A 24,630-nucleotide genomic window follows, 5' to 3' on the forward strand; every position below is an offset into this window, starting at 1 on the left:
TTAGTTACCAGCCTCTCTATCCAAATCATCTAATAACTCAATAATTTTGTGCTTTTTATTTTTCATTTCTTTATTTAATTTAACCATTTTTTGTGTTTCTTTCCTTATTTGAACACTAAATACTAAACAGCTAATAATAAATAAAATAAACACTACCCAAAATAGGTTTTCTAGAATCATGATGTTCTCCTTTCAAATAATAATTATTTTATCACAACAAGTAATTAATAAATTGCTTTTGTTTTTTCTTTTTTACGTCACAATTTCTTCACAACTGATTGTTATTATATATTCATACCTTAAATAACAACTTTTAAATTTTAATTTGTTTCCCCGAACAAATTAAGTTAATAAATAAGTCATTTCTCCCCTGGAATTACTTATTCTACTCCTTTTTCCGTCAGTCTCCCCGGACTGGCGGTTTTTTTGTCATCAAATTCCATATTAAAAGACTATTATTACCTATCGTACTTGATTAATTTAGCCATTTTATGCTAGGATGATTACTGTTATAGGTTAGTTCCCGATAGGATTCACTGTCATGTGACGTGAAGATACCTCGTAACCGCAAAATAAGAACATGAAAATTGTTCTAAAATTAATGGGGGAATTAAAGATGTCAGAAAGACACTTATTTACATCAGAATCAGTTTCAGAAGGCCATCCAGATAAAATTGCAGATCAAATTAGTGATGCCATTTTGGATGCCATTTTAACACAAGATCCAGAAGCACGTGTCGCTTGTGAAACTTCAGTAACGACCGGTTTAGTACTGGTCTTCGGTGAAATTTCTACGACCGCTTATGTTGATATTCAACATGTCGTTCGTGAAACCATTAAAGAAATTGGCTATACGAATGCCAAATATGGCTTCGATGGTGATACTTGTGCCGTATTAGTCGCATTAGATGAACAATCACCTGATATTGCTCAAGGTGTTGACGATGCTATTGAACGCCGCGAAGGTGGTGTTGATCCACTTGACCAAATTGGCGCCGGTGACCAAGGTTTAATGTTTGGTTATGCCGTTGATGAAACACCTGAATTGATGCCATTAGCCAGTTCATTAAGCCATAAATTAATGCAACGTATGGCTCATTTACGAAAATCTGGGGAATTACCTTATCTTCGCCCAGATGCCAAAGCTGAAATTACTGTTGAATATAATGAAAACAACATTCCTGATCGTATTGATACTGTTGTTATTAGTACACAACATGATCCAGATGTTTCATTAGAACAAATTCGAAAAGACGTTATCGAACACGTTATTAACGACGTTATTCCTGCGAAGTACCTAGATGATCAAACAAAGTATTTCATTAACCCAACTGGCCGCTTTGTTATTGGTGGGCCACAAGGAGATGCTGGCTTAACGGGACGTAAAATAATTGTGGATACTTATGGTGGGGCTGCTCATCATGGTGGTGGGGCTTTCTCAGGTAAGGATGCAACGAAAGTTGATCGTTCTGCTAGTTATGCCGCTAGATATATTGCCAAAAATATTGTTGCAGCTGGCTACGCTTCTAAAGTCGAAGTTCAGTTAGCCTACGCAATTGGTGTGGCCAAACCTGTCTCAATTTCAGTTGATACATTTGGAACTGGCAACGTTAAAGAATCAGATTTAACCGCTGCAATCCGCAAGGTATTTGATTTACGACCTGCTGGTATTATCCAAATGTTAGATTTAAAACGACCTATCTACAAACAAACTGCTGCATACGGTCATTTTGGTCGAACAGATATTGATTTACCTTGGGAACATTTAGACAAAATTGATGCATTAAAAGCAGAATTAGGCTAAACTCAAGCCACTAACTTAATAAATTTAAAGCTCAGTTATTTGAAATCCTACAAATAACTGAGCTTTTTTATACCATTTAAATCCACAAAAAAACAGTACAAATTTAATTGTACTGCCCTTTTATCTTAACTATTTAGTTTCATACATGTAATCACGAGTCATTGGTAATGTCTGTCCTGAAGTTCCTTTAGTCATTAAGAACTGCATAACATCAATATTTCCAGATTCAAATGACGCTGCACAAGCTTGTAGATATAGGTCCCACATGCGTGTAAATCGAACACCTTCTAGTTCTTCAACTTTATCTCGTTGTGCCAAAAAGTTTTGACTCCAAAGTTCCAAAGTACGTTGATAATGACGACGTAGCGTTTCAACATCAAACAGTTGCATATCATTACTAATAATATTTGTAACCATTTCATTTAATCCAGGTACATAGCCACCTGGGAATATATATTTATTAATCCAACCATTGTTTGCGCCACCTTGTTGACGTGTAATTCCATGAATTAAGGCAACCCCATCATCAGTTAAATAACGGTTAATATCTTTGAAATATTCCCCAAGGTTTTCTGCGCCAACATGTTCAAACATACCAACTGAAGTAATATAATCCCACTGTTCATTACCTAGTTCACGGTAATCAACTAATCGTACATCAGCCACATTCTGTAAGCCTTCATCTTTGATTCGTTGATTAACTAAATCATATTGTTCCTGACTTAGCGTTACACCAGTCACCTTAAGCCCATATTTTTGAGCGCCTCGTAACATCAGTGTTCCCCAACCACAGCCAATATCTAATAACCGTTTACCAGGTTGTGGGTTAAGTTTAGTAATGATATGATCGACCTTGTCAATTTGTGCTTGTTCTAAATTATCATAGTTACCGTTAGTGAAGTAAGCACAAGAATAAGTTAAGGTGTCATCAAGCCATAATTTGTAAAAATCGTTTCCGACATCATAATGACTTTGAACATCATCTTTACTATCTTTTTCTGAATGACCTTGTTTTGGTAAGAACTTAATGAATTTTGAATTATGGAAAAAACTTCCCGCATTCTCATAAGCCGACTTGATTAACAGTTGAATACTACCATCTATTTCTATTTTTCCATCCATGTAAGCTTCACCCAATGCAATCGAAGCATTACGCGTAATCTCTTTTACAGGGATAGCCTCATGAAGTGTAATCGTTACTTGTGGTTCGCCTTCACCATATACGTCACTGGTTCCATCCCAATAAACCACTTTAACTGGAATATTAAAGGTTTTGCTTAAAAATGTTTTATAAAATGTTTTTGTTAGCATGTCATTAGGTCCTTTCCAAATTTCCGAATTATCTTGATTATTATACGCCATTTTTAATTTTGATGCATATGTTAAGTTCACATAAAAAAGGTTAGACAACTTTCGTCATCTAACCTACTATAATCGGGTTTAAGCTATATCCACTAATACTATTTAACGAAGGGCCAGTAAAAACTTTTATTAAATACCAACTTTAATTTTTCATCGTTATTATATCAATTTTAGTACAATTTTTTAAAATTAAATGACTATAAATTCATATTTTTTTCATACCTTATTAAAAATATTAAAAAACCTGTGGCCACATAATATCTTAGTAGATAAGGAACATTTTCTACTAAGACACCACCATATCCACACAAGATACAAAGTGTCATAGCTATTTTTATCACGTACCATTTAATGGGTTTGTTCTTTATTGTTTCCAAGAAAACAGAGATTCTTTTTTTCATCATATTATCCCCTTCTCAGATATAATCTAATACCCCTCTTAAAACATTTTTATTGTAACCTTGATTATTTTACCCGTCAATAATTTAGTGTTGTTAAAATATAGCTACTTCAAATGTCTAAAAATCCATACAAAAAAAGTTAGACAACTTTCGTCATCTAACTTCCTAAAATCTATTTTTCGTTGTGGAAACGATTTTTAAATAATGGACTAACTGGTTTGTTTTCATGAATTCTCGTGATTGCATCCCCAATTAATTGACCCACTGAAATTTGAACTAACTTATCAATCTTTTTATCTTCAGGTAATCGAATTGAATCGGTTACGATGAATTGTTTAATTGGTGATTTGGCAATTCTTTCAACAGCTGGACCTGATAAAACAGGGTGAGTTGCACTTGCGTACACTTCAGTTGCACCTGCATCCATCAAAGCTTGCGCAGCAAGCGTGATTGTTCCGGCTGTATCAACCATATCATCGATCAAGATACAACGTTTACCTTCAACAGTTCCAATGATGTTCATGACTTCAGCAACATTGGCTTTAGGGCGACGTTTATCGATGATTGCGATTGGTGCCTTCAAGAATTCTGCTAATTTACGAGCACGTGTTACACCACCATGATCAGGTGACACAACAACAGCATCTTTATCTAATCCTTCAGTTAAGAAGTAATCAGCCAATAAAGGTGCACCCATCAAATGATCAACTGGAATATCGAAGAATCCTTGAATTTGAGCAGCATGTAAATCAAGGGCTAAAATTCTTGTTGCGCCAGCTTTTTCTAACATGTCAGCAACTAATTTTGCTGTAATTGGTTCACGTGAGCGTGCTTTACGATCTTGGCGAGCATAACCGTAATAAGGAATCACGACATTAATTGACTTAGCACTTGCACGACGCAAAGCATCAATCATGATTAATAATTCCATAATATTGTCATTAACCGGATCAGACGTTGATTGAACAATGTAAACATGGTCTCCACGAATACTTTCTTCAATATTAATTCTGATTTCACCATCACTAAAGCGATCTACAGAGGTTTTACCTAATTTAACACCAACAGCATCAGCAATTTTTTCAGCCAATGGTTTATTCGAGTTCAAAGCAAAAATTTTCAACTTTGGATCAAAATAATGTTCTGACATATGTGCCTCCAGTTATTTAATTTTCCCTACTTAAAATTTTAAATATTAATCAAGTAAATTGCAAGTTAAAATCCGATAAGAATTCGCTTACTAATCAATTTCTGGTGCTTGAGCAACTGGTAATTTATCAAAATAGCCTTTTTTATTCACTTGGCGACCACGAGCAATACCTAAATCATGTGACTCAACATCATCTGTAATGGTTGAACCAGCCGCAATAAATGCGTGATTTCCTACTTCAAGTGGGGCAACCAAGTTAGAGCCACTACCGATAAATGAATGATCACCTATATTGGTATGGTGCTTGTTAACACCATCATAGTTAACGAAGACAACGCCACAACCAACATTAATATCTTTGCCCAAAGTTGCATCCCCAACGTAAGTTAAATGGCCAACCTTTGTACTCTTACCAATAGAAGCGTTTTTAATTTCCACAAAATTACCAATATGAACAGCTTCACCAATGTGTGCATCAGGACGTAAATGACTGTATGGTCCAATGTTACTTTGTGTGTCCATTTCAGAATCTTCAAGGTATGAAGCCGTAACGGTTACATTATCATGAATGATACTATTGATAATTTCAGAATGGGCCCCAATGAAACAATCTTCGCCAATCACTGTGTTGCCTTTTAAGTAAACGCCTGGTTCAATCACTGTATCTGACCCAATTTTAACATTATATTCAATGTATGTATTCTCAGGATCAACCAAGGTTACCCCGTTACGCATATGTTTTTCATTAATACGACGTTGCATGACCTTAGTAGCAGCAGATAAAGCCACTCGATCATTAACACCCATTGATTCAGAGAAATCTTTCATCCGGTAAGCTGCGACAATTTTACCTTGTTTTTTGAGGATTTCCATCACATCAGTTAAATAATATTCGCCTTGAGCGTTATCATTTGTCACTTCGTGTAAAGCAGCAAATAACGTCTGGTTATCAAAACAGTAAACACCCGTATTGATTTCTTGAACGTTTGCTTCTTGGATAGTAGCATCCTTTTGTTCAACAATTTTTTCGACAATCCCAATGTCATTACGGATAATTCGACCATAACCCGTTGGATCTTCCGCTTGTGCTGTTAGAACAGTAGCAGCAGCACCTTTTTCTTTATGATATTCAAACAATTCGCCAAATGTTTTGGCAGTCAATAATGGGGTATCACCATTAGCAATAATGGTCATTCCTTCTTTATCTTTTAAAATTTTCTCTGCTTGAAGGACCGCATGACCCGTTCCTAATTGTTCTGCTTGAAGTGCATATTCTGAGTGATCACCTAAAGTTTCTTCAACTTGTTCAGCACCATGTCCCACAATTGTGACGACTTCATCCATATTATTTGCTTCAATTTCCGATAAAACATGGTCAACCATTGGCCGTCCAGCAATCGGATGTAACACTTTATATAGTTTAGATTTCATTCTTGTACCCTTACCGGCAGCAAGAATAATTGCATATTTAGCAACTGTCATTAGATAGTCTCCTCCAATTTATATTCTTCTCTAATAATAGCTTAGTCACGCATGTGTTGCAAGATTAGCCAGTATGCCAAATGGCTTAAATTAAGATACATTTGTTCACTATTTATGAAAAAATGGTAGTTAATTATTAAAAATAGTTGTTATATTAGGTGGAAGTTCAAAAATTGACTGATCCACTATTTTTAAATTCATTATTCAGATGTAAAAATATTCAATCACTATTTTACGTTTATCCAACTTAACCATTAATAAATTGATAATATGTACCTTTTTTTGCGATTAATGCTTCATGTGATCCCGCTTCGATAATACGACCATTTTCCATAACGATGACATTATTTGTCTTTCTCGCAATCGATAACCGATGGGCAATAAAAATAATAGTCTTATCGGTTAATGCTATTAAATGTTCAACTAACCGACTTTCAGTAATCGCATCTAAGCCACTTGTTGATTCATCAAAAATTAGCACTTCTGCGGGTGATAATATGGCTCTGGCTATCGTTAATCGTTGTTTTTGACCACCGGATAAAGTATTTCCCTCTTCATCCAGTAACGTTTCAAATTGTAAAGGCATTTTTTCAATATCATACTTAATTTCAGCAATTTCACAGGCTTTAACGATGTCTTCTAGAACGATATTAGCCCGATTTCCAAGCCTTAAATTATCTAGAATAGTTCCTGAAAAAAGATAAGGATTTTGAGGAATATAATTAATAAATTTACGAAGAATTTTCTTATCAATAGTCTTAATATTATGTTGATTTATTGTAATTTTCCCTTCTACAGGCTGAAAAAAATCCACCAATAATTTAACAAGCGTTGATTTTCCTGATCCACTCATACCAACAATTGTTAACTTTTCGCCAGGTTGAATTGCTAAATTGATTTGTTCGAGGACGTTTTCGCCATACCCATAACAATAACTGACATTTTTAATCTCAATTAATCCCATTAGTTGTTCAGACTTCTTAATTAGCCGATTTTCAGTAAACTCTGAATTAACTAAATAAACTTCATTCAGTCGATTGTTGGCTACTTTAGCACTTTGCACCTTAGGTTGTAGATTAATAATATTTTGTAAAGGATTCACAAAATAAGCTAATAAAGCATTATAAGTCATCAGCTGACCAATAGATAGTCGACTATGGATAACCATAATTGCCCCAACCCAAAGAATAATTAAGTCTAAACTAAGTTGAATAAAAAATTTAATAGTTTGCTGTAAAATGTCTATTTTAACGTAGTTAAAATTTTTTTTGAGATAATCAATAAACGCATTATCAATTTTTTGGTATCGTTCATTTTCGCTGCTGAGCGCTTTAATCGTTTCAATCCCATGAAGGTCTTCAATGATTAATGAGTTCAACAACGCATTACTTTGCATTTCTTTTTGATTTAACTTTTCAAATGGCTTAACAAAAATAGTAATTACAGCAATATAAACAGGAATAACCATTAAAGTAATCCAAAATAGGGTACTATTTTGAACCACCAAAATAATTCCCATAATCATAACAATAGTAACATCTAAACAGATTGAAATAATAGAACTTGCAAGTGCATCAATAATCTTATTTGCATCATTAAATCGTGAAATAATTTCACCAATTTTACGTGTCGCGAAAAAAGACATAGGTAATTCAAAGACATGCCTTAAGTAACTTAAAATAATTTCAATCGATAGCCGTTGTCTAAGAATCGCTAATAAAAAGTTTTGGATATATGTAAACATTGATTGAAAGCCGTAAAAAACAAGTAGTCCTAGCGAAACAATCGCTAAGGTGCTTTGCATATTGTTGGGGATATAAGTATCAATTACAGTTTGAAGAAAATAAGAACCCAAAATACTAATAACCATAATTAATAAAGCAGCTATAGAAATATTAATCACTAATTTTTTCTGCTTTAACAAAACAGGAATAAATGACAATAATGAAATCTTTTTAGTTTCTTTAACAGGTTTATACGTTGTCTTTGGCGAAATAAATAGTACAACTCCTGTCCATTCAGATGCAAACTCTTCTTTACTAAGTTTTGTAACCCCAACCGTTGGATTGGGGTCAGCAATTAACAATTTATCGCGTTCTACACTTAATACAACATAATAGTGAAGTAATTCTCCATTTTTTAAAACATGAGCAATAAAAGGAAACGGTACATCTTTCACATCAAATAGACTCATGTCAGCTTGAACTGCTTTAGTTTCAAAGCCTAAGTCTTCAGCAGTTTTCATTAGACCTAGAGCTGAAGTACCCTCTAGATCCGTTTTAGCTTTTTGACGCAAATAAGCTAGCGAATAAGAAGAAGCATAATATTTAAGAATCATCGACAGAGCCGCTACTCCACAATCCATTTCATCAACTTGTGCAACATAAGTATTTTTATAAGATAACATTAACATCCTCTTTAAGTTGTTTTTATATTTTTTTTAAGATTATTACGCTTTTAATAGGCTTTTAATAGGCTTTTAATAGGCTTTTAATAGGCTTTTAATAGGCTTTTTATCTTATTTGCCTTTCCTCTAGAAAATTGCCTGAATAAATCAGCTCCAAAATAAATTTCACGTGATTTAAAGTTAATTTCGGTCATATTTTTTAAATTCACTAAACAATTGCGATTGATACGAAATAACATTGGCTGTTTTTCTTCTAAATCGTTTAAGTTACCGTAAAATTCATATCTTCCATTTTTTGTATTTAAAAAAACACGATGTGGTAAATTTGACGGTTCGATAAAATAGATGTCTTGCCTATCAATCGAAAAGGTTTGTGAGCCAATTGAAAAAGTAAATGCTCGTTGTTGACTATCTCTTGTGGCATCAATTCTTTGTCGTGCAAGCGTCAATAATTCAACAACTTCTGCACGATAATCATCTAATGGTTGGTCTTTCAAAATAAACCCTAATGTTTCAACACGACGTTGAACCGTCAAAGGAATCATTTCATCGTGTGTTGTCACAAAAATAATTTTAGCCTGTACATCACTTTCGCGAATTTTCTCAGCTAAATCAATCCCATCTATTGAATTTTCTAAATCAATATCTAAAAAATAAATGCCTTGTTTTGGATTAAATTTTTCTAGATATTCAATTACTTCAGTAGGCCCCTGCGTTTTTAATTGGATTTTAAATAAATCATTATGAAAAAGAATATAATTTTGTACAATTATCTCTAGTTGATTCAATTGTACAATTTGATCCTCACAAAGAACAATTGGATAAGCCAACACTATACCTCCACTATTTTATTAGAATGACTTGAGTAGAAAATAATAAATTTTCCCGTTGATATTGCACAAATATATTGGGATATTTTTGATTAAAGTCTTGAATCGTGTTTAAGCCGAGGCCTAAATGCCCTTCTTTTGTAGATAAGCCTTTATTTTGTAACTTATCTATTGAGATATTTGAATTTTTGTAAGTATTCTTAATTAAAAATTCTATTTGCGAATCGTCCTGATAAACCATTAAATTAATTACCTTATCGGTACTTTCTGTTGCTGCTTCTATCGCATTGTCTAGTAAAATTCCTAATATTCGAACACAATCAAATGTTGGAATAGGTACGTTATCTACCGGGGTCGAACATTCGAAATGACATTGTATCTTTAATTCTCTTGCTTGATGAAATTTTGCAATTAAGAGACTTTTTATAAAACTATTGTGAATATTATAAAACGCTTTATAATCAAACTCATCCTTAGAGAGATACGTGTCTGAATAATGTTCAAGTTCTTCAATTTGTTCGACTATTTTAAAGTCCTGTCCGGAGCTAACTGACTCTCTAAAGCTAAGCAATAAATTATTGTAATCGTGTCTAAATTTAGCTATCTTTTGTTGCTTTTTTTCTAATTCTTCTGTATATGTTTTTAAATTATCTAATTCTTGTCTTTCTATTTGAGCTTCATATTTTTCTTTTTGCTTATTGAGGATTCGTAAAAACAAAAAAAATACAAACCCAGTTTGGATAATTAAAAAAATTATAATGCCAATGACAAAATGGTCATAAGCCGCATAGTAATGAGCCGCATAAGTTATTAATAACGTGACGAGAAACAAATATATTAACAAAAATACTGATGATTCAGAACTAAATTTTTTTATAAATTGATACATATGCATTTTTTGATAAAAAAAGTAAAAAAGCCCGATTAAGGCTATTTTTATACCGATTTGTATAAAAATTTCAAAAAAACCGACTATGTGATCATTAGAAATTACTGAAACCATTACAGTTGAGCTGACGATATCAACAATATATAGAACTAGCATACACACTATTAAGCTACTTAAAAGGTAATAATCCTTTTCATGTTTTCGCTTTAAAAAAATATAGCCGAATACAATTAGAATAATATCTGAGAAACTACTGTACAATCCTACAAAAAAAGTGATTGGTAAAAAAATAAGCGTAAATAATATCCGGTTCTTTTTTGTTCCCTGCTTATTCAGCATAAAAAATAGCACATAAAATAAAACAATATCTATGAAAAATCTTAATATGTATGCTTTTGTATCTATTGTTAGCAACAGCAACCCCTCCTTTTTAAAAAGTATACCAAATTAGAGAGTTATTTCAGAAAATTTTAGCATTTTTTAAATAACGATATAACACATCGTCCAATATTCTTAGCTGATTCACCAAAATCTGCGGACTTTTTCCCCCCTTTAATCGACTTCAACTCATTTTTTGTTAATTGTTTTTTTTGAATATCTTTTAATTCCATTATTGAGTTCCTTCTTTCTTTTATTGTATTTAGTATGTCATATTTTTATTCTTATTTAAAAATCATTCCTGAACCCCATAAAAATTATTCCTCAATGGTAATTTTAATATATTATAAGGTTCAAGAATCTTTTCACTACCGTTTAAGAAGACTTTATCCATAATCAAATCATTTATGTTAAATTTCATTTGTACTAAAAATAAAGTAGTAACAAAGGAGAAATTTAGGTATGAAGAATGTAAAAGAATTAAGTATTATTGAACTAAAAGAAATTAAGGGGGGAAAATATTACGGTAACGGTGTTAGCTGTACAAAACATTCTTGTAGCGTAAACTGGGGACAAGCCGGAACTTGCGGTATTACTCACTTGGCTAATGGTGGCCATGGAAAATGTTAATACAAAAAAGGCAAGCAGAAATGTTTGCTTTTTTTTCTAAGTAATTTATAAAATTGGAGGTAATTTATTTATGTCAACTGATTCTAAGAATGAACAAAAAGTAGCAAAAAAATATATTTATGACTTAATTTCTACTTTAAAATTACGCCAAAATCAATCACCAGAACTTCTAGATATCATTGATGTCTTGTCACAAGTTTATAAAAAATTAGATTCGGCCAAAAATCCACCCGCACTAATTAATAGACTTGTTAACTATATACGCAGTATCAGCATTAAAGGTAAAATTCATTTCCCATCAAATGAAGAAAGTTTAATCATAGAATTAGGTGTTATTGGTCAAAAAGCTGGCTTAAATGGTTTATATATGGCTGATTTTTCTGATAAATCACAGTTTTATAGTTATCTCGAAAAAATGCCTAATCGAAATTAAATTTATCAACCATCTAGCAATTATATAAATAAATCAAAGAAGAGATGCTTTCATGAAAAAATATTTAGCTTTTTTACTTGGCGTAGCTAGCCTACTAACTTTGTTTACAGTATACACATCCGTAAATGCTCAAATAATTCCACGGAAAACAGTTTCTACTCAAATATCTCCAATAAATGACGGGGTAACTGAAGAACAATATGAAAAAAATATTACTGGAGTTACACCAATTTCTTTAAACCAATATCTTCAAAAAGTTTCAAATGGAGATAAATTTATATCTTATATTGGTTTCAAATCTTGTCCACACTGCCGACGATTGTCACCCATTCTTAAAGAATTCATCCAAAAAGCTAATCAACCAATATACTATCTTGACTATGGACAAACTGGAACATTTACAACTGCAACAAAAACTATGATAAATAATTTTTATAATAGTTTTAATCAACCTTTTGAATTTGCTGGTACGCCTACTGTCGCTCTTTACAACAAAGGTAAACTAATTTCGATGACAGTTGGCGATGACACTACATTAAATGATTTAACCTTGTTACTAAATGATTCTAATTCAAATAATTAAACTTAATCTATCTATGCTTAAAATTATAATTAGTCTATTTTTAAAAGAATACCTTTATCTTTTAAGTTGAAAATCCATGAATATAAATATTAGACCAAACTTTAATATCGAAGCTATTTTCAGGTAATCAACTAAAGCATGTTTTCGATGTTCTATCGGATTCATGCTTTTTAATTTGGGCTATAAAAATACCTTGTCATGATTAGACTTTATTGTCCAATCATGACAAGGCACTGGTAGTACTTACTAATAACTTTATTTCTTAAACGTTTTTGATAAGTAATTTCCTTCACTAACATGAATCGTTTTGTCTGTATGATTAATTTTATCAACTTTCAATAATGAACTGTAATCATCAACGATTCGATCACCATTAAAGGCACCTTCAGCGAAGACGGAAATGCCGACTAGGTTAGCTTCGAATTCTTCAATCAAACTCTTCATTCCGTTAACCGTGCCGCCACCCTTCATGAAATCATCAACGATTAACACATTAGCACCACGTTTTAAGCTACGTTTTGAAAGTTCCATTTTTTCGATCCGTTCACTTGACCCAGACACATAGTTCACACTAACCGTTGAGCCTTCAGTGATTTTTGAATCACGACGCACAATAACAAATGGGACATTCAAGAATGTTGAAACACTTTGGGCAATTGGTACCCCTTTAGTTGCAACGGTCATAACGGCATCAATTTTCTGGTCTAAGTACTCCGTCGCAATTAAGCGACCCACTTGACGTAAAACATCAGGACGACCAAGTAAATCAGATAAATAGACATAACCACCTGGTAGTAAGCGGTCTTTTTCTGACAATGCTTCCGTCATTGATTCGATAAATTCACGTGCTTCTGCTTCATCAATAGATGGAATAAAACGGGCACCACCAGCAGCACCAGGAATTGTTTCCAAAATTCCTGTACCTCGTTCTTTAACAGTGCGTTTTACAATTGCGAGATCCTCACTAATTGATGACTTAGCTGACTCATAACGTTTGGAAAAATACGTCAAAGAAACCAACGTATGTGGTCTTTCTAGTAAGTAACGGGTCATATCAATTAATCGATCGCTTCTTCTTGCTTTCATTTATATCAGGCCTTTCTTTTTTAAACATTTCTAGTATTCAAGCGTGTTTTCAATTATAACCTGTTTTCCCGAAGATTAACAGTAAAAAGCCAAAAAAAGTTTATCAAAGTTCGTCTTTTAATGGTTTTTTAATAAAAAAACAAGCTATTTCTTAAACTAGCTTGTTGATTGTTAATATTCGGTTTTATTTTTGTTTATCAACTCGTAATTTAACCGAGATTAATTTAACAAAACTACAAATAATAAAAATGGCAATAAACAATAGCGTAATTGTTGCTCCAGGCGGTGTATTGAATTGGTATGAGGACATCAAGCCGCCCACCATCCCAATAATACCGACGATCACACCAATTAAAATAACTAGGTTAAAACTACGACCCAAACGCATCGCAATTGCGGCTGGTAAAATCATGATTGCGGAAACCAGTAATGCCCCCGCAATTGGCATCATAATCGCAATTGTGACCCCTGTAACCGCGTTAAAAATGATTGACATCAATCTAACGGGTAACCCTTCAGCAAAAGCTGTTTCTTCATCAAATGTTAGCACGTACATTGGTTTTTTGAATAGTAAGAAAAGAACTAAAATTAAAACCGTTAAAACAGCTAAAATAATGACTTGTGCCGAACTAATTGTGACAATTGATCCGAATAAATATTGTTGCACGCTCATTGAACTTGCACCTTGATTTAAGCTCATCAAAACTAACGCAATTGATAATCCAGCGGACATCATAATGGCGATTGAAACTTCTGAATAGGTCCGATATAGGTTACTCAAAAATTCAATTAAGACCGACGCAATCAGTACAACAACTAAGGTCGTCACTGTCGGATTAATATTAACAAACAATCCCAATGCAACCCCAGCCAATGAAACATGTGACAGCGTATCTGCTAAAAGCGACTGTCTTCTTAAAACTAAGAATAAACCGAGTAACGGCGTGATAACTGCCATCAATAATGAAGCAATTAAAGCTCGCTGCATGAATCCATAGAGAAACATCTCCATTGTGAGTCCTCCTTTCTAACCAACTTAATGTGGCGATCAATATAGTCTGAAACATCTTCATGATCATGCGTAATCATCAAAATACCTTTATGATGCGTATGTGCTTCGTGTTGTAATAATTCATAGAAATCATGACGAGATTGTTCATCCATCCCTGTCGTCGGCTCATCTAAAATGAATAAATCAGGATCTGCCGCAAAGATACGAGCTAAACAAACACGTTGTTTTTGACCACCAGATAATTCACCAATTTTATGGTTTCTGAAGTTCCACATATTGACCGTTTCAAGTGCTTTTTTGATATGCTTACGATCATTTTTAGTTAGCCGTTTTAACCAGCGATTCTGTTGATAACGACCCGATGAGACCAATTCATAGACGGTTGATGGAAAGCCCGCATTAAAAGATGATATTTCCTGTGGAATATAACCAACGCGCATTTTTTTATCTTCTAAATTAGTTTTAGAAATTTCAGCAGTTCCTTTTGCAGGATGTAATAACCCAAGGACATTTCTGATTAAGGTTGATTTTGCTGCACCATTTTCACCAGTTAAAATAACAAATTCGCCTGAATCAATGTGGAAGTTGATATCTTGTAACACGGGTTCTTCATCATAATAGAAAGTAAGGTCTTTGACTTCAATATATTTCATCTGTTCTCCTTATTTAACAACCGTTTTTAACGATTTTAAATTGTCTTGCATGACTGAAAGGTAAGTTTCTCCACTTGCAATTTGAGCTTTTGATAGCCCCTCAATTGGATTTAACCCTTTGACCTTAATATCAGTCTCTTTCGCCAACATATTCGCAATTTTACTTGAGTCATTGGCTTCAGTAAAGATTGTATCAACCTTATACTTTTTAATATACGTTTGTAATTCCGCTAAACGGCTTGGGCTAGGTTCTTCATCAGACGAAATCCCGGCAATTGCGACCTGCGTCAGCCCATATTGTTTTGCTAAATAAGCAAATGCTGCATGTTGGGTAACAAACGTTTTATTCTTAGCCTTTTTTAATGTTGTTTCATATTCATGATTCAACACTGTTAATTTTTTCAAATAACTATTTGTTCGTTTTGTATAGTAGCTTTTATGCTTAGGGTCTTGTTCAATCAACTCTTTTGAAATATTTCTAACCATTTCTTTAGCGTTCACAGGATCCAGCCAAATATGGGGATCATAGTTACTAGTTGATTCAAATGAGCTAGCCTCTTCTTTATTAGCTAATTCAGCATCTTCACTTTTTAGTTCGGTATTCTCATCAATCATCTTAATTGAATGACTGGCATTTAAAACGTTAGTCTGTTTTTCATCAATACTTGATTTCAAACTCTTGACCCACGTTTCCATGTTATTACTGCTATAAATAAAAACATCTGACTTTGAAATTTTGCCGATATCCTTCGCGCTAGGTTCATAATCATGTGGCTCTGTGCCAGCAGGCATCAACATTGTAACGTCTGCTTTATCACCAGCAACTGCTTTAGTAAATTCATATATGGGGTAAAATGTCGTAATAACCTGTAGCTTACTAGACTCTTTTTTAGTTGCTGTTTGCCCACACCCGGCCAATACAACGACTAATAGCATGAGCAATAAGCCCGCTAAAACCGATTTTTTATTCATGATTTCTCCCTCATTTTTCAAATCGTAATCTAAATAGTAATCAATACCATTACCAACAAGCATTAGAATATCATTTTAGACGAGGTGACGTCAACTTTTAATCTGCCTTAACTATCGGTTAACTAAGGTTTGACAGGTTAAGTTCGTTCGTTAAATTTTTGTGAATACTGAAACAATAGAATAGTAACCGTTTACAACGTCTGTTAATTAACAAAAAAAAAAAGTACCACTTTATCAGCGATACCCTTTTAAAAACTAATTATTTTTGGGTCTACAATATCTGTTGTTGGTAATAGAAATTAATTCTATTACTAATAACAGTTTTTTTGTATAATGACAAAAAAAGACCCAAAAGCCATAAGACTTTTGGGTACGGTTTATCCAAATCCATTATCGTTCAACCACCACAGATGAATTAATAAGAAAGAAGGAATCTCCGCATGTCTAATCATACTAAATTTTGGCTTGGAATAGAAGACAATAATCTAATGATTATTGATTATGAGACATCTAATGATGGTGTCACCAGGTTTAACGGTATTCTCGATTACCAGCCGAAGGCTTGTCCCAACTGCGGTATTAAGCACGAAGGTCAGATAATTAAGTATGGTTGGCGTCAAACAACCATTCGTTATCCTAAGGTATTAGGAAAAAATATTATTTTGTCTCTCAAACGCAGATATTTTAAATGTAACGAGTGTCAATCATACTTTTTAGCTCAAACTAGTGCAGTCCCTAAGAACTGTACGATTTCCAATACTTCTAGAAAACTCTGTTTAACTAAATTGACAGAACCCGTTTCTTTAACTCACATTGCTGATGAAATTTCGACTTCTGATTCCTTTGTAGGTCGTATTCTCATGGCCTCTGAACGGGATTTTAAACCTAATTATAAATTTTTACCCAATGTTCTACTCCTTGACGAAGTCAAGAGTACTAAATCTGCTACAGATGCCATGAGTTTTGAATTTATGGATGCTAGTAATCATGAATTAATCGATTTTTTATCTTGTCGACGACTCTACCAAATACAACGCTATTTTTATCGTTATTCAGCTACAGCTAGAAAAAACGTGAAGATTATTGTGACTGATATGAATTATACCTATCCTAAACTAGCCAAAGAAATCTTTCCTAATGCGATTGTTATTATCGATAAATTTCATATTATCAATTCAGTGAATCGTGGATTCACCAAAACTAGAATCAAACTTATGAAAGAACTGCCAACATCATCACAAGACTATAAGGCCCTAAAACGTTACTGGAAGCTCCTATTAAAACCGGCTGAAAATCTGGATTACAAGAATTTTAAAAAATGGACCTACTTTCCATACTTAACAACAGAAATTGATATCATTGACCATTTACTAAGTTTAAATCCAGAATTGAAAAAGGCATATGAACTCATGAACCAAATTAGATCAGCCCTTCACCTAAAAGATTGGAAGTCCTATGATTCAGCAATTAAAAACACCGAAGGTTGTTCCGAAGAAATGACTAAAAGTATTGAAACGTTGTTTCTTCACCATTTTGAAATTAAAAATACCTTTAATCATCATTATTCTAACGGTCCTTTAGAAGGCACAAATAATAAAATAAAGGTCATTAAACGCGTTAGTTTTAGTTTTAGAAACTTTTATAGATTTCGCATCAGAATATTTTATACCCTTAAGATTCATACAAAAAAAGGCCTAATCACTAAGTGATTAGAACCTTCATAATATTATCCACCAACAACAGTTGACGAAGAACCTTATTTTTTAATTTCAACGTATGCTACGTCAAACATTTTAGCAAGATCAACAACTTGTTGTTCCTTCACGTTCATTGAAATAACAGTATGATGACCACCACCATTTTCAATCCATGAGTGAACGCCTTCTTTAAAGGTTGGTTCTGGAATCCATAGTTGACGAGCTACTGGCAAGTTAGGTGCTTCAACTTCTGGTTTTTGACCTTCAACAGCGTTAATTAATAGCTTGTATTCAGTACCAAAATCAGACATTGAAACAACAACACCTTTACCATTTGAACCATCAAAGATCAAACGAGCTGGATCTTCACGGTCACCAATATCTAATGGATGTACTTCCACACGTGGTTTTGTTGAAGCTAATGTAGGATCAACTTCTAACATATGTGAACCAAGAGTAACTTCATGGCCTGCACGTAAATCGTATGTGTAATCTTCCATAAATCCAGTTACTTTATTATGTGAAAGAACTTTCATCAAACGATCAATTGCAGCCGTCTTCCAATCACCTTCACCAGCAAAACCATAACCTTCAGCGTTCAAACGTTGAACAGCCATACCTGGTAATTGTTTCATACCCCAAAGATCTTCGAAGTTAGATGTGAATGCTGTGTAGCCGCCACGTTCTAAGAAACGACGTAAGGCAATTTCAATTTTAATTTGTTCTTTAACATGTTCTTCGTAGAAAGCAGGATCATTGTCACCAACAACCATATCGTACATGCCTTCACATTCTTTGTATGTTGCGTTAATTTCAGCGTCTGTTACTTCTTTCATTTCAGCAACTAAATCACCAATACCAAAGTAATCAACAGTCCAGCCAAATTTGATTTGTGCTTCAACTTTATCACCATCTGTAACGGCAACATTACGCATGTTATCACCAAAACGAGCAACTTTAATGTTAAAGCTTTCGCCATAAGCAACAGCAACGTCCATCCAGTCAGCAATTTGTGATTGAACTTCTGCATCTTTCCAGTAACCAACAACCACTTTATTGTGTTTTTGAAGACGTGCATTGATAAAGCCGTATTCACGGTCTCCATGAGCACTTTGGTTTGTATTCATGTAATTCATATCAATTGTTGACCAAGGAATATTTTCACCAAATTGTGTTGCTAAATGTAGTAATGGTTTTTGTAATAATTTTGTTCCGCGAATCCAGTTTTTAGCTGGAGAGAACGTATGCATCCAAGTAATCACACCAGCAACTTTATCTTCAAAGTTAGCTTCTTTCATAATTTGAGTAATGACTTCAGCAGTTGTAGCGACTTCTTTAAAAACAATTTTGTATGGAAGTGATCCATTAGCATTTAAGTTCTCGATAATTTTTTCTGCATCACTTTGGACAACATCTAAAACATCTTGACCGTATAAACCTTGACTACCAACAACGAACCAGAATTCTTTTTCGCTAACTTTTAACATAATATAATTTCTCCTAATAGTTTTCTATTTTAAAGACCACGTTCTAGTGTTTAATTTGACCGTAATAAGCATTTTTACCATGTTTTCTTAAGAAATGTTTATCCAATAAGTATTGAGGCATGTCAATTGCATGTGGATTTAATTGCAATGTATGATAAGTCATTTTTGCAACTTCTTCCAAAACAACTGCATTATGAACAGCGTCTAAAGCTGATGATCCCCATGTAAATGGACCATGATCATTAACTAAGACAGCTGGAATTTGGTCAGGATCAAGATGACGTTTTTTAAATGTTTCAACAATCACATCACCCGTTTGTTTTTCATATTCTGTAACAACTTCAGCTTCGTTCATAATACGACTTGCTGGAACTGAGCCGTAGAATGTATCAGCATGCGTTGTGCCAGCAGCTGGAATATCCAACCCTGCTTGTGCAAATGAAACAGCCCAAGGTGAATGTGTATGAACAACACCTTTAATATTAGGGAAATTGTTGTATAGAATACGATGTGTTTCCGTATCGCTTGAAGGATTCATATCTCCTTCAATTTTTTTACCTTCTAAATCAACAACGACCATGTCTTCTGGTTTTAAATCATCATAATCAACACCAGATGGTTTAATAACGAATAACCCTTTTTCACGATCAATTCCACTCACGTTACCCCATGTAAAGGTAATTAAGTTGTACTTAGGTAACAGCATGTTAGCATCGTACACTTCTTGTTTTAACTTTTCTAACATAATACTAGTTCCTCTTTTCTTCCTTAATTGTTTTTATTGCTTCTGACTCAACTGACAAGCCAGCTTCATACCTAGATATAAATTTGTTGTAGCCTTCAACACCTTTGGGTTCTGGGCTTAATGTCATGCTTTCTGGATCTACGAAAACTTCTTGATCTAAAAAGTCTTCTAAGCTTTGACCATTATTATTTCTCTTAGCAAAAATTGCTAAGACTGCCATTCCCCAAGGGCCACCTTCACCGGCTGTACTCATAACAGTAATTGGAATGTTCAGCGTATTGGCTAGTACTTGTTGACCAATAACAGCTGTTTTCAAAATACCACCTTGAGCAATCATAACGTCGGTTTGGATATGTTCTTCTTGGCTTAAAATATCCATTCCAATTTTTAGTGGCGCAAATGCCGCATATAATTGTGTTTGAATAAAGTTAGGTAACGTAAAGTTACTATTAGGTGTTCTTACAAACAATGGACGACCTTCAGACATATGCGTGATGTTTTCACCTGATAAATAACTGTAATTAATCAAGCCACCCGCATCAGCATCAGCATGAGTTGATTCTAAGAATAAGCGTTCATACAACTGATCAGGCGTTAACTGAACACCTAACTTCGCTGCAAATTCGCCAAAGATAGAAGCCCAAGCGTTAATATCTGACGAGCTATTATTCACATGAACCATTGCAACTGGTGCACCACTTGGTGTTGTCACAATATCGATGTCCTTGTAAACTTTTTTCATTGGTTGATCTAAAACAGTCATAGAAAAAGCAGATGTCCCTACTGAGATATTACCTGTTCTTTTACGAACACTGTTTGTCCCAACCATTCCTGTGCCAGCGTCTCCTTCAGGTGGTGCCATCAAGCTACCACTTTCAAGTTTACCACTAGCATCAAGTAATTTAGCCCCTTCGTCTGTTAATGATCCGGCATTCTCGCCAGCTCTTAAAACAGTGGGTAAGATGTCTTTAACATTCCAGTCATACCCAGCAACTTTTTTAATTTCACTGAATTTATTTAGCATATCAGCATCATAAGTTCCTGTTTTTTCATCAATTGGGAAAATACCTGAGGCATCCCCAATTCCAATGACTTTTTTACCAGATAACTTGTAATGAACATAACTTGATAACGTTTCTAGATGAGAAATATCATTTACATGAGCTTCATCATTTAAAATAGCTTGATATAAATGCGCAATACTCCAGCGTTGAGGAATATTAAAATTCAACAATTCTGTTAATTCATCAGCTGATTGTTCTGTATTATTATTGCGCCATGTTCTAAATGGCACTAATAAATCATCCTTTTCTGAAAAAACAAGGTATCCATGCATCATGGCACTAACGCCAATTGAATCAATTTTTGTTAATGGTTCATGATATTTACTTTGAACATTTGCTGCCATTTGTCTGTAACTTGTTTGAATCCCAAGCCAAACTTGTTCAAGCGAATAAGTCCAAAGACCATCCTCTAATTGGTTTTCCCAGTTGAAACTCCCTGTCGCAATTGTCTTGAAGTCATCCGTCACTAAAACCGCTTTTATCCGTGTTGATCCTAATTCAATTCCAAGTGATACTTGACCTTTTTTAATTGCTTGAATTGTTTTTACTAAATCCATGTCAATTACTCTCCTAACTTATATGTTACTTATATTTTATATGTCTTTTTTTCTTTAATGAATACCTTGTAATTCGGTATTTTAATAGCGTACTAATGTAGGTTAGATTCGTTTAAGAAAAAACATTTCTTAAACCGCTTACATTATCAACAAAACTATTTTCTCATATTCATCCGAATAAATCAACTTTTTATTTATTCATTCGGATGAATAAATAAAATATAAAAAATAAGTCACCTAATTATCAGGCAACTTATTGATTTCGTTTTTGAACACTTTCTCGGCTAATCAGCTTAGCGTCGTAGACAACCGGCTCAACTTTTGTATTTTTATTTTTAATCATTTTCAGCAGCATCATAGCCACTTGACGGCCCATCTTTTCTTTTGGGTGCCTAATTGTTGTCAATTTTGGTGACATGTATTTTGATAATTGATAATCATCAAATCCAATAATAGAAACATCCTCTGGAATTTTCATATTCATTGATTTCACAATATCCATCAATTTAATAGCCAACTGATCATTGTAACAAATAATTGCCGTTGGCCTATCGGAACGGTGTAGTATTTTTTCGATTTTTTGATAAATATTTTGTAAAGGGTCTGTCGATTGATACATCAATATCTCACTTTGATATGAGATTGCAGCATGCCCCATGTAAGCCTGAACAAATCCGTTCATTCGTAATAATCCTTGTTTATCATCGACTTTAAAAACGCCTAGTATCTTTTCATGCCCATTCTCTATTAAATATTCAGTTCCCATTTGACTACCCTTAAAATCATTTAATTCCAGATACGGAATATCAATATCATCATAATGTGCATTAATAAATAAGGTTGGTATTTTAAGTTCTAATATTTTTTCATATAAATCTTTATTTTTATTAATAAGCGCACTCTGAGTTGGCTCAATAATCAACCCCGACAAATCCATTTCTAACATTTTCAAGAGACTTGTTCTCTCTTTATCCGGAGTATCTAAAGTGTTACTCAAAATAATTGTGTACCCCTCTTCAGAAATAACACGATCAATGCCTGTGATAATACTTGGAAAAATATAGTCTGCAATATGGGTTGTCACAACCCCAATCATTTTATTATTTTGTGTCGCTTTTTTCCCCGTATGCCAATCATTAACAAAGATACCGCCACCTTGAATTCGATAGACGTATCCCGCATTTTCTAAGTCTCCAATTGCTTTTCTCACTGTATATCGACTAACTGAATACACAGACATCAATTCTGATTCCGTCATCAGTTTATCATTAATATCATATTCACCCGCTATAATTTTATCTTTAATTTCACGATAAACATGCTCATACTTGTTTTCCATATCTTTCACCACCCATTTATAATTATCTTACCATATCAATTAGCGCAACACCGACAATATACTAACTCTTTTTCATGATTTAATAAAAATTAAGTCTTAAAAGCATTTATTTATACGAATAAATAAAGTTGTTGACATTCGTCCGTATAAGTTTTATATTTTATTTGTGAAAACGTTTACAAAAAAATATCAGGAGGAGATATTATTATGCATTTAAAAGTTTCTAACACATCTACAGGGATTATATTAAACAAAAATGTTCAAGGCCAGTTTTCCGAACATTTAGGCCGAGGGATTTACGAAGGATTATGGGTTGGAAAAGATAGTTCCATTCCTAACAGAAATGGTATTAGAAAAGATGTTGTTGATGCATTAAAAAATATTCAAGTTCCCATTTTACGTTGGCCAGGTGGATTATTCGCTGACGAATATGATTGGAAAGACGGTGTTGGGGATTCTAAAAAACGTCGATTAATTGTTAATAACTGGTGGGGTGGTACTACTGAAGATAATTCATTTGGAACGCATGAATTTATGGAATTATGCGAACAAATTGGTTGTGATCCATATATTAATGCTAACGTTGGCTCTGGTACGATTAAAAATATGGCCGATTGGATTGAATATATGACAGCAAATGAGGGCTCATCATTCTCAAACTTAAGAGCTAAAAATGGTCACCCAGAACCTTGGTCATTGAAATATCTGGGTATTGGTAATGAAAATTGGGGTTGTGGTGGTAATATGCGTCCTGAATATTACTCTGATTTATACAAACAATTTCAAACGTTTGTTCGAGACAATCAAAAAGAACCATTTAAGAAAGTTGCATGTGGACCCAATGTAGATGATTTCCATTGGACAGATGTTGTTATGAAAGAATCAGCTCCATTTATGGATGCTCTAAGTCTTCACTTTTATGCTACAACAGGTATTGTTTGGGAAGATAAGGGTGATGCTGTTAATTTCGAAGAAAAAGAATGGAATTCATTATTATACAATGCACGACGGATGGATTATCTTATTACACAACATTCAAGAATCATGGATAGATATGATCCAAATAAACGTGTTGAATTGGTTGTTGATGAATGGGGAAATTGGTTTGAAGCAGAAGAAGGATCCGTTCCTGGACATCTCTATCAACAAAATACCATGTTAGATGCTATTGTTGTTGCATTAACAATGAATATTTTTTATAAACATGCAGATAGAGTAAAAATGGCAAATATCGCTCAAATGGTTAATGTTTTACAAGCAATGGTTTTGACAAAAAATGATCAAATGATTCTCACACCTACTTACTATGCATTCGATTTATACAAGCACCATCAAGATGCTGAATTAATCGAATCATACCATGATCTTGGTGATGATATTACTTACACTATCTCACAAAAGGATAATGAATATATTATCTCTGCTACTAACATGAGTGCTGGCGAAGATCATGAAGTAGATATAGAGTTGGCAGGCGTACTAGGTGACATTAGTTTCTCAAATTGGTTACATTCTAATAAAATGAATGCTCATAATACATTTGATAATCCAGATTCAATCCAATTATCAGAATATAAAGATTATTCTTTAAAAAATAATACATTATCTATTCCCTTACCAAAAATGTCTATTGTGACTATTAAAGTTCCTTTTAAATAAGCTAATAAAT

General features: G+C 33.6%; 22 protein-coding genes and 1 riboswitch. Of the genes, 6 read left to right on the top strand and 16 right to left on the bottom strand.

The features are described 5' to 3' along the window. Positions 1–180, bottom strand: a complete 180-nt coding sequence (locus ACVPPR_RS08625; protein ID WP_462298048.1) for a hypothetical protein — start codon at positions 178–180, stop codon at positions 1–3. A gap of 324 nt (positions 181–504) precedes the next feature. Then, a riboswitch (SMK box riboswitch) is annotated at positions 505–619 on the top strand. Between ACVPPR_RS08625 and metK the strand changes: the two genes are divergently transcribed. Then, complete coding sequence (metK, locus tag ACVPPR_RS08630; RefSeq protein ID WP_462304171.1) at positions 617–1,804, top strand: methionine adenosyltransferase; 1,188 nt, start codon at positions 617–619, stop codon at positions 1,802–1,804. (Overlaps the previous riboswitch by 3 nt.) A 129-nt stretch (positions 1,805–1,933) precedes the next feature. Here metK and ACVPPR_RS08635 read toward each other — a convergent pair whose 3' ends face one another. The 7 genes from ACVPPR_RS08635 to ACVPPR_RS08665 all read right to left on the bottom strand — a co-directional run bounded on the left by ACVPPR_RS08635 (position 1,934) and on the right by ACVPPR_RS08665 (position 10,936). Then, on the bottom strand, positions 1,934–3,115 hold the full coding sequence (locus ACVPPR_RS08635) for a class I SAM-dependent methyltransferase (protein WP_462298088.1): 1,182 nt from the start codon (positions 3,113–3,115) through the stop codon (positions 1,934–1,936). 624 nt (positions 3,116–3,739) lie between these two features. Beyond that, positions 3,740–4,717 (bottom strand): ribose-phosphate diphosphokinase, encoded by a 978-nt coding sequence (locus ACVPPR_RS08640; RefSeq protein WP_462298044.1) that lies wholly within the window; start codon positions 4,715–4,717, stop codon positions 3,740–3,742. Between the two features lie 90 nt (positions 4,718–4,807). Next, on the bottom strand, positions 4,808–6,199 hold the full coding sequence (gene glmU, locus ACVPPR_RS08645) for a bifunctional UDP-N-acetylglucosamine diphosphorylase/glucosamine-1-phosphate N-acetyltransferase GlmU (protein ID WP_462304172.1): 1,392 nt from the start codon (positions 6,197–6,199) through the stop codon (positions 4,808–4,810). 247 nt (positions 6,200–6,446) lie between these two features. Continuing rightward, a complete protein-coding gene (locus ACVPPR_RS08650; RefSeq protein ID WP_462304173.1) occupies positions 6,447–8,612 on the bottom strand; it encodes a peptide cleavage/export ABC transporter in 2,166 nt (721 codons plus the stop codon). 77 nt (positions 8,613–8,689) lie between these two features. Then, positions 8,690–9,436: a response regulator transcription factor gene (locus ACVPPR_RS08655; protein WP_462304174.1), complete on the bottom strand. Its 747-nt coding sequence runs from the start codon at positions 9,434–9,436 to the stop codon at positions 8,690–8,692. Between the two features lie 13 nt (positions 9,437–9,449). Then, positions 9,450–10,739: a sensor histidine kinase gene (locus ACVPPR_RS08660; RefSeq protein WP_462304175.1), complete on the bottom strand. Its 1,290-nt coding sequence runs from the start codon at positions 10,737–10,739 to the stop codon at positions 9,450–9,452. A gap of 56 nt (positions 10,740–10,795) precedes the next feature. Continuing rightward, on the bottom strand, positions 10,796–10,936 hold the full coding sequence (locus tag ACVPPR_RS08665; RefSeq protein WP_462304176.1) for an EntF family bacteriocin induction factor: 141 nt from the start codon (positions 10,934–10,936) through the stop codon (positions 10,796–10,798). Positions 10,937–11,165: 229 nt separating this feature from the next. Between ACVPPR_RS08665 and ACVPPR_RS08670 the strand changes: the two genes are divergently transcribed. The 3 genes from ACVPPR_RS08670 to ACVPPR_RS08680 all read left to right on the top strand — a co-directional run bounded on the left by ACVPPR_RS08670 (position 11,166) and on the right by ACVPPR_RS08680 (position 12,349). After that, positions 11,166–11,333: a leucocin A/sakacin P family class II bacteriocin gene (locus ACVPPR_RS08670; protein ID WP_462298033.1), complete on the top strand. Its 168-nt coding sequence runs from the start codon at positions 11,166–11,168 to the stop codon at positions 11,331–11,333. Between the two features lie 70 nt (positions 11,334–11,403). Further along, on the top strand, positions 11,404–11,766 hold the full coding sequence (locus ACVPPR_RS08675) for a bacteriocin immunity protein (RefSeq protein WP_462298031.1): 363 nt from the start codon (positions 11,404–11,406) through the stop codon (positions 11,764–11,766). Positions 11,767–11,818: 52 nt separating this feature from the next. Next, entirely contained in the window at positions 11,819–12,349 is a 531-nt protein-coding gene (locus tag ACVPPR_RS08680) for a PedC/BrcD family bacteriocin maturation disulfide isomerase (RefSeq protein ID WP_462298030.1), read from the top strand. Positions 12,350–12,604: 255 nt separating this feature from the next. Here the strand turns inward: ACVPPR_RS08680 and purR are convergent, their stop codons facing one another. The 4 genes from purR to ACVPPR_RS08700 form a co-directional block, all read right to left on the bottom strand. Further along, positions 12,605–13,435: a pur operon repressor gene (purR, locus tag ACVPPR_RS08685; RefSeq protein WP_462304177.1), complete on the bottom strand. Its 831-nt coding sequence runs from the start codon at positions 13,433–13,435 to the stop codon at positions 12,605–12,607. 184 nt (positions 13,436–13,619) lie between these two features. Next, on the bottom strand, positions 13,620–14,447 hold the full coding sequence (locus tag ACVPPR_RS08690) for a metal ABC transporter permease (RefSeq protein ID WP_462298026.1): 828 nt from the start codon (positions 14,445–14,447) through the stop codon (positions 13,620–13,622). Beyond that, positions 14,408–15,100 carry a metal ABC transporter ATP-binding protein gene (locus ACVPPR_RS08695; protein WP_462298025.1) on the bottom strand — a complete coding sequence of 231 codons (693 nt, stop codon included), beginning with the start codon at positions 15,098–15,100 and terminating at the stop codon, positions 14,408–14,410. The genes ACVPPR_RS08690 and ACVPPR_RS08695 overlap by 40 nt, the downstream gene beginning before the upstream one ends. A gap of 9 nt (positions 15,101–15,109) precedes the next feature. Then, positions 15,110–16,135, bottom strand: a complete 1,026-nt coding sequence (locus ACVPPR_RS08700; protein WP_462298024.1) for a metal ABC transporter substrate-binding protein — start codon at positions 16,133–16,135, stop codon at positions 15,110–15,112. A 377-nt stretch (positions 16,136–16,512) separates the two neighbouring features. On the opposite strand from ACVPPR_RS08700, the gene ACVPPR_RS08705 reads away from it, so the two are divergent. Continuing rightward, positions 16,513–17,781, top strand: coding sequence for an ISL3 family transposase (locus ACVPPR_RS08705; RefSeq protein ID WP_462304178.1), 1,269 nt, complete (start codon positions 16,513–16,515; stop codon positions 17,779–17,781). 47 nt (positions 17,782–17,828) lie between these two features. On the opposite strand, the gene araA is transcribed toward ACVPPR_RS08705, so the two are convergent. From araA to ACVPPR_RS08725, 4 genes are all read right to left on the bottom strand, one after another. Continuing rightward, positions 17,829–19,256 (bottom strand): L-arabinose isomerase, encoded by a 1,428-nt coding sequence (gene araA / locus ACVPPR_RS08710; protein ID WP_462298022.1) that lies wholly within the window; start codon positions 19,254–19,256, stop codon positions 17,829–17,831. Positions 19,257–19,299: 43 nt separating this feature from the next. Next, positions 19,300–20,001, bottom strand: coding sequence for an L-ribulose-5-phosphate 4-epimerase (locus tag ACVPPR_RS08715; RefSeq protein WP_462298021.1), 702 nt, complete (start codon positions 19,999–20,001; stop codon positions 19,300–19,302). Positions 20,002–20,005: 4 nt separating this feature from the next. After that, complete coding sequence (locus ACVPPR_RS08720) at positions 20,006–21,622, bottom strand: xylulokinase (protein ID WP_462298019.1); 1,617 nt, start codon at positions 21,620–21,622, stop codon at positions 20,006–20,008. A gap of 253 nt (positions 21,623–21,875) precedes the next feature. Next, positions 21,876–22,961, bottom strand: a complete 1,086-nt coding sequence (locus ACVPPR_RS08725) for a substrate-binding domain-containing protein (RefSeq protein WP_462304179.1) — start codon at positions 22,959–22,961, stop codon at positions 21,876–21,878. Positions 22,962–23,168: 207 nt separating this feature from the next. Between ACVPPR_RS08725 and ACVPPR_RS08730 the strand changes: the two genes are divergently transcribed. Further along, entirely contained in the window at positions 23,169–24,620 is a 1,452-nt protein-coding gene (locus tag ACVPPR_RS08730) for an alpha-N-arabinofuranosidase (protein WP_462298015.1), read from the top strand. The last annotated feature ends 10 nt before the right edge of the window (positions 24,621–24,630 follow it).

It is taken from the genome of Dellaglioa sp. L3N (assembly GCF_054941095.1).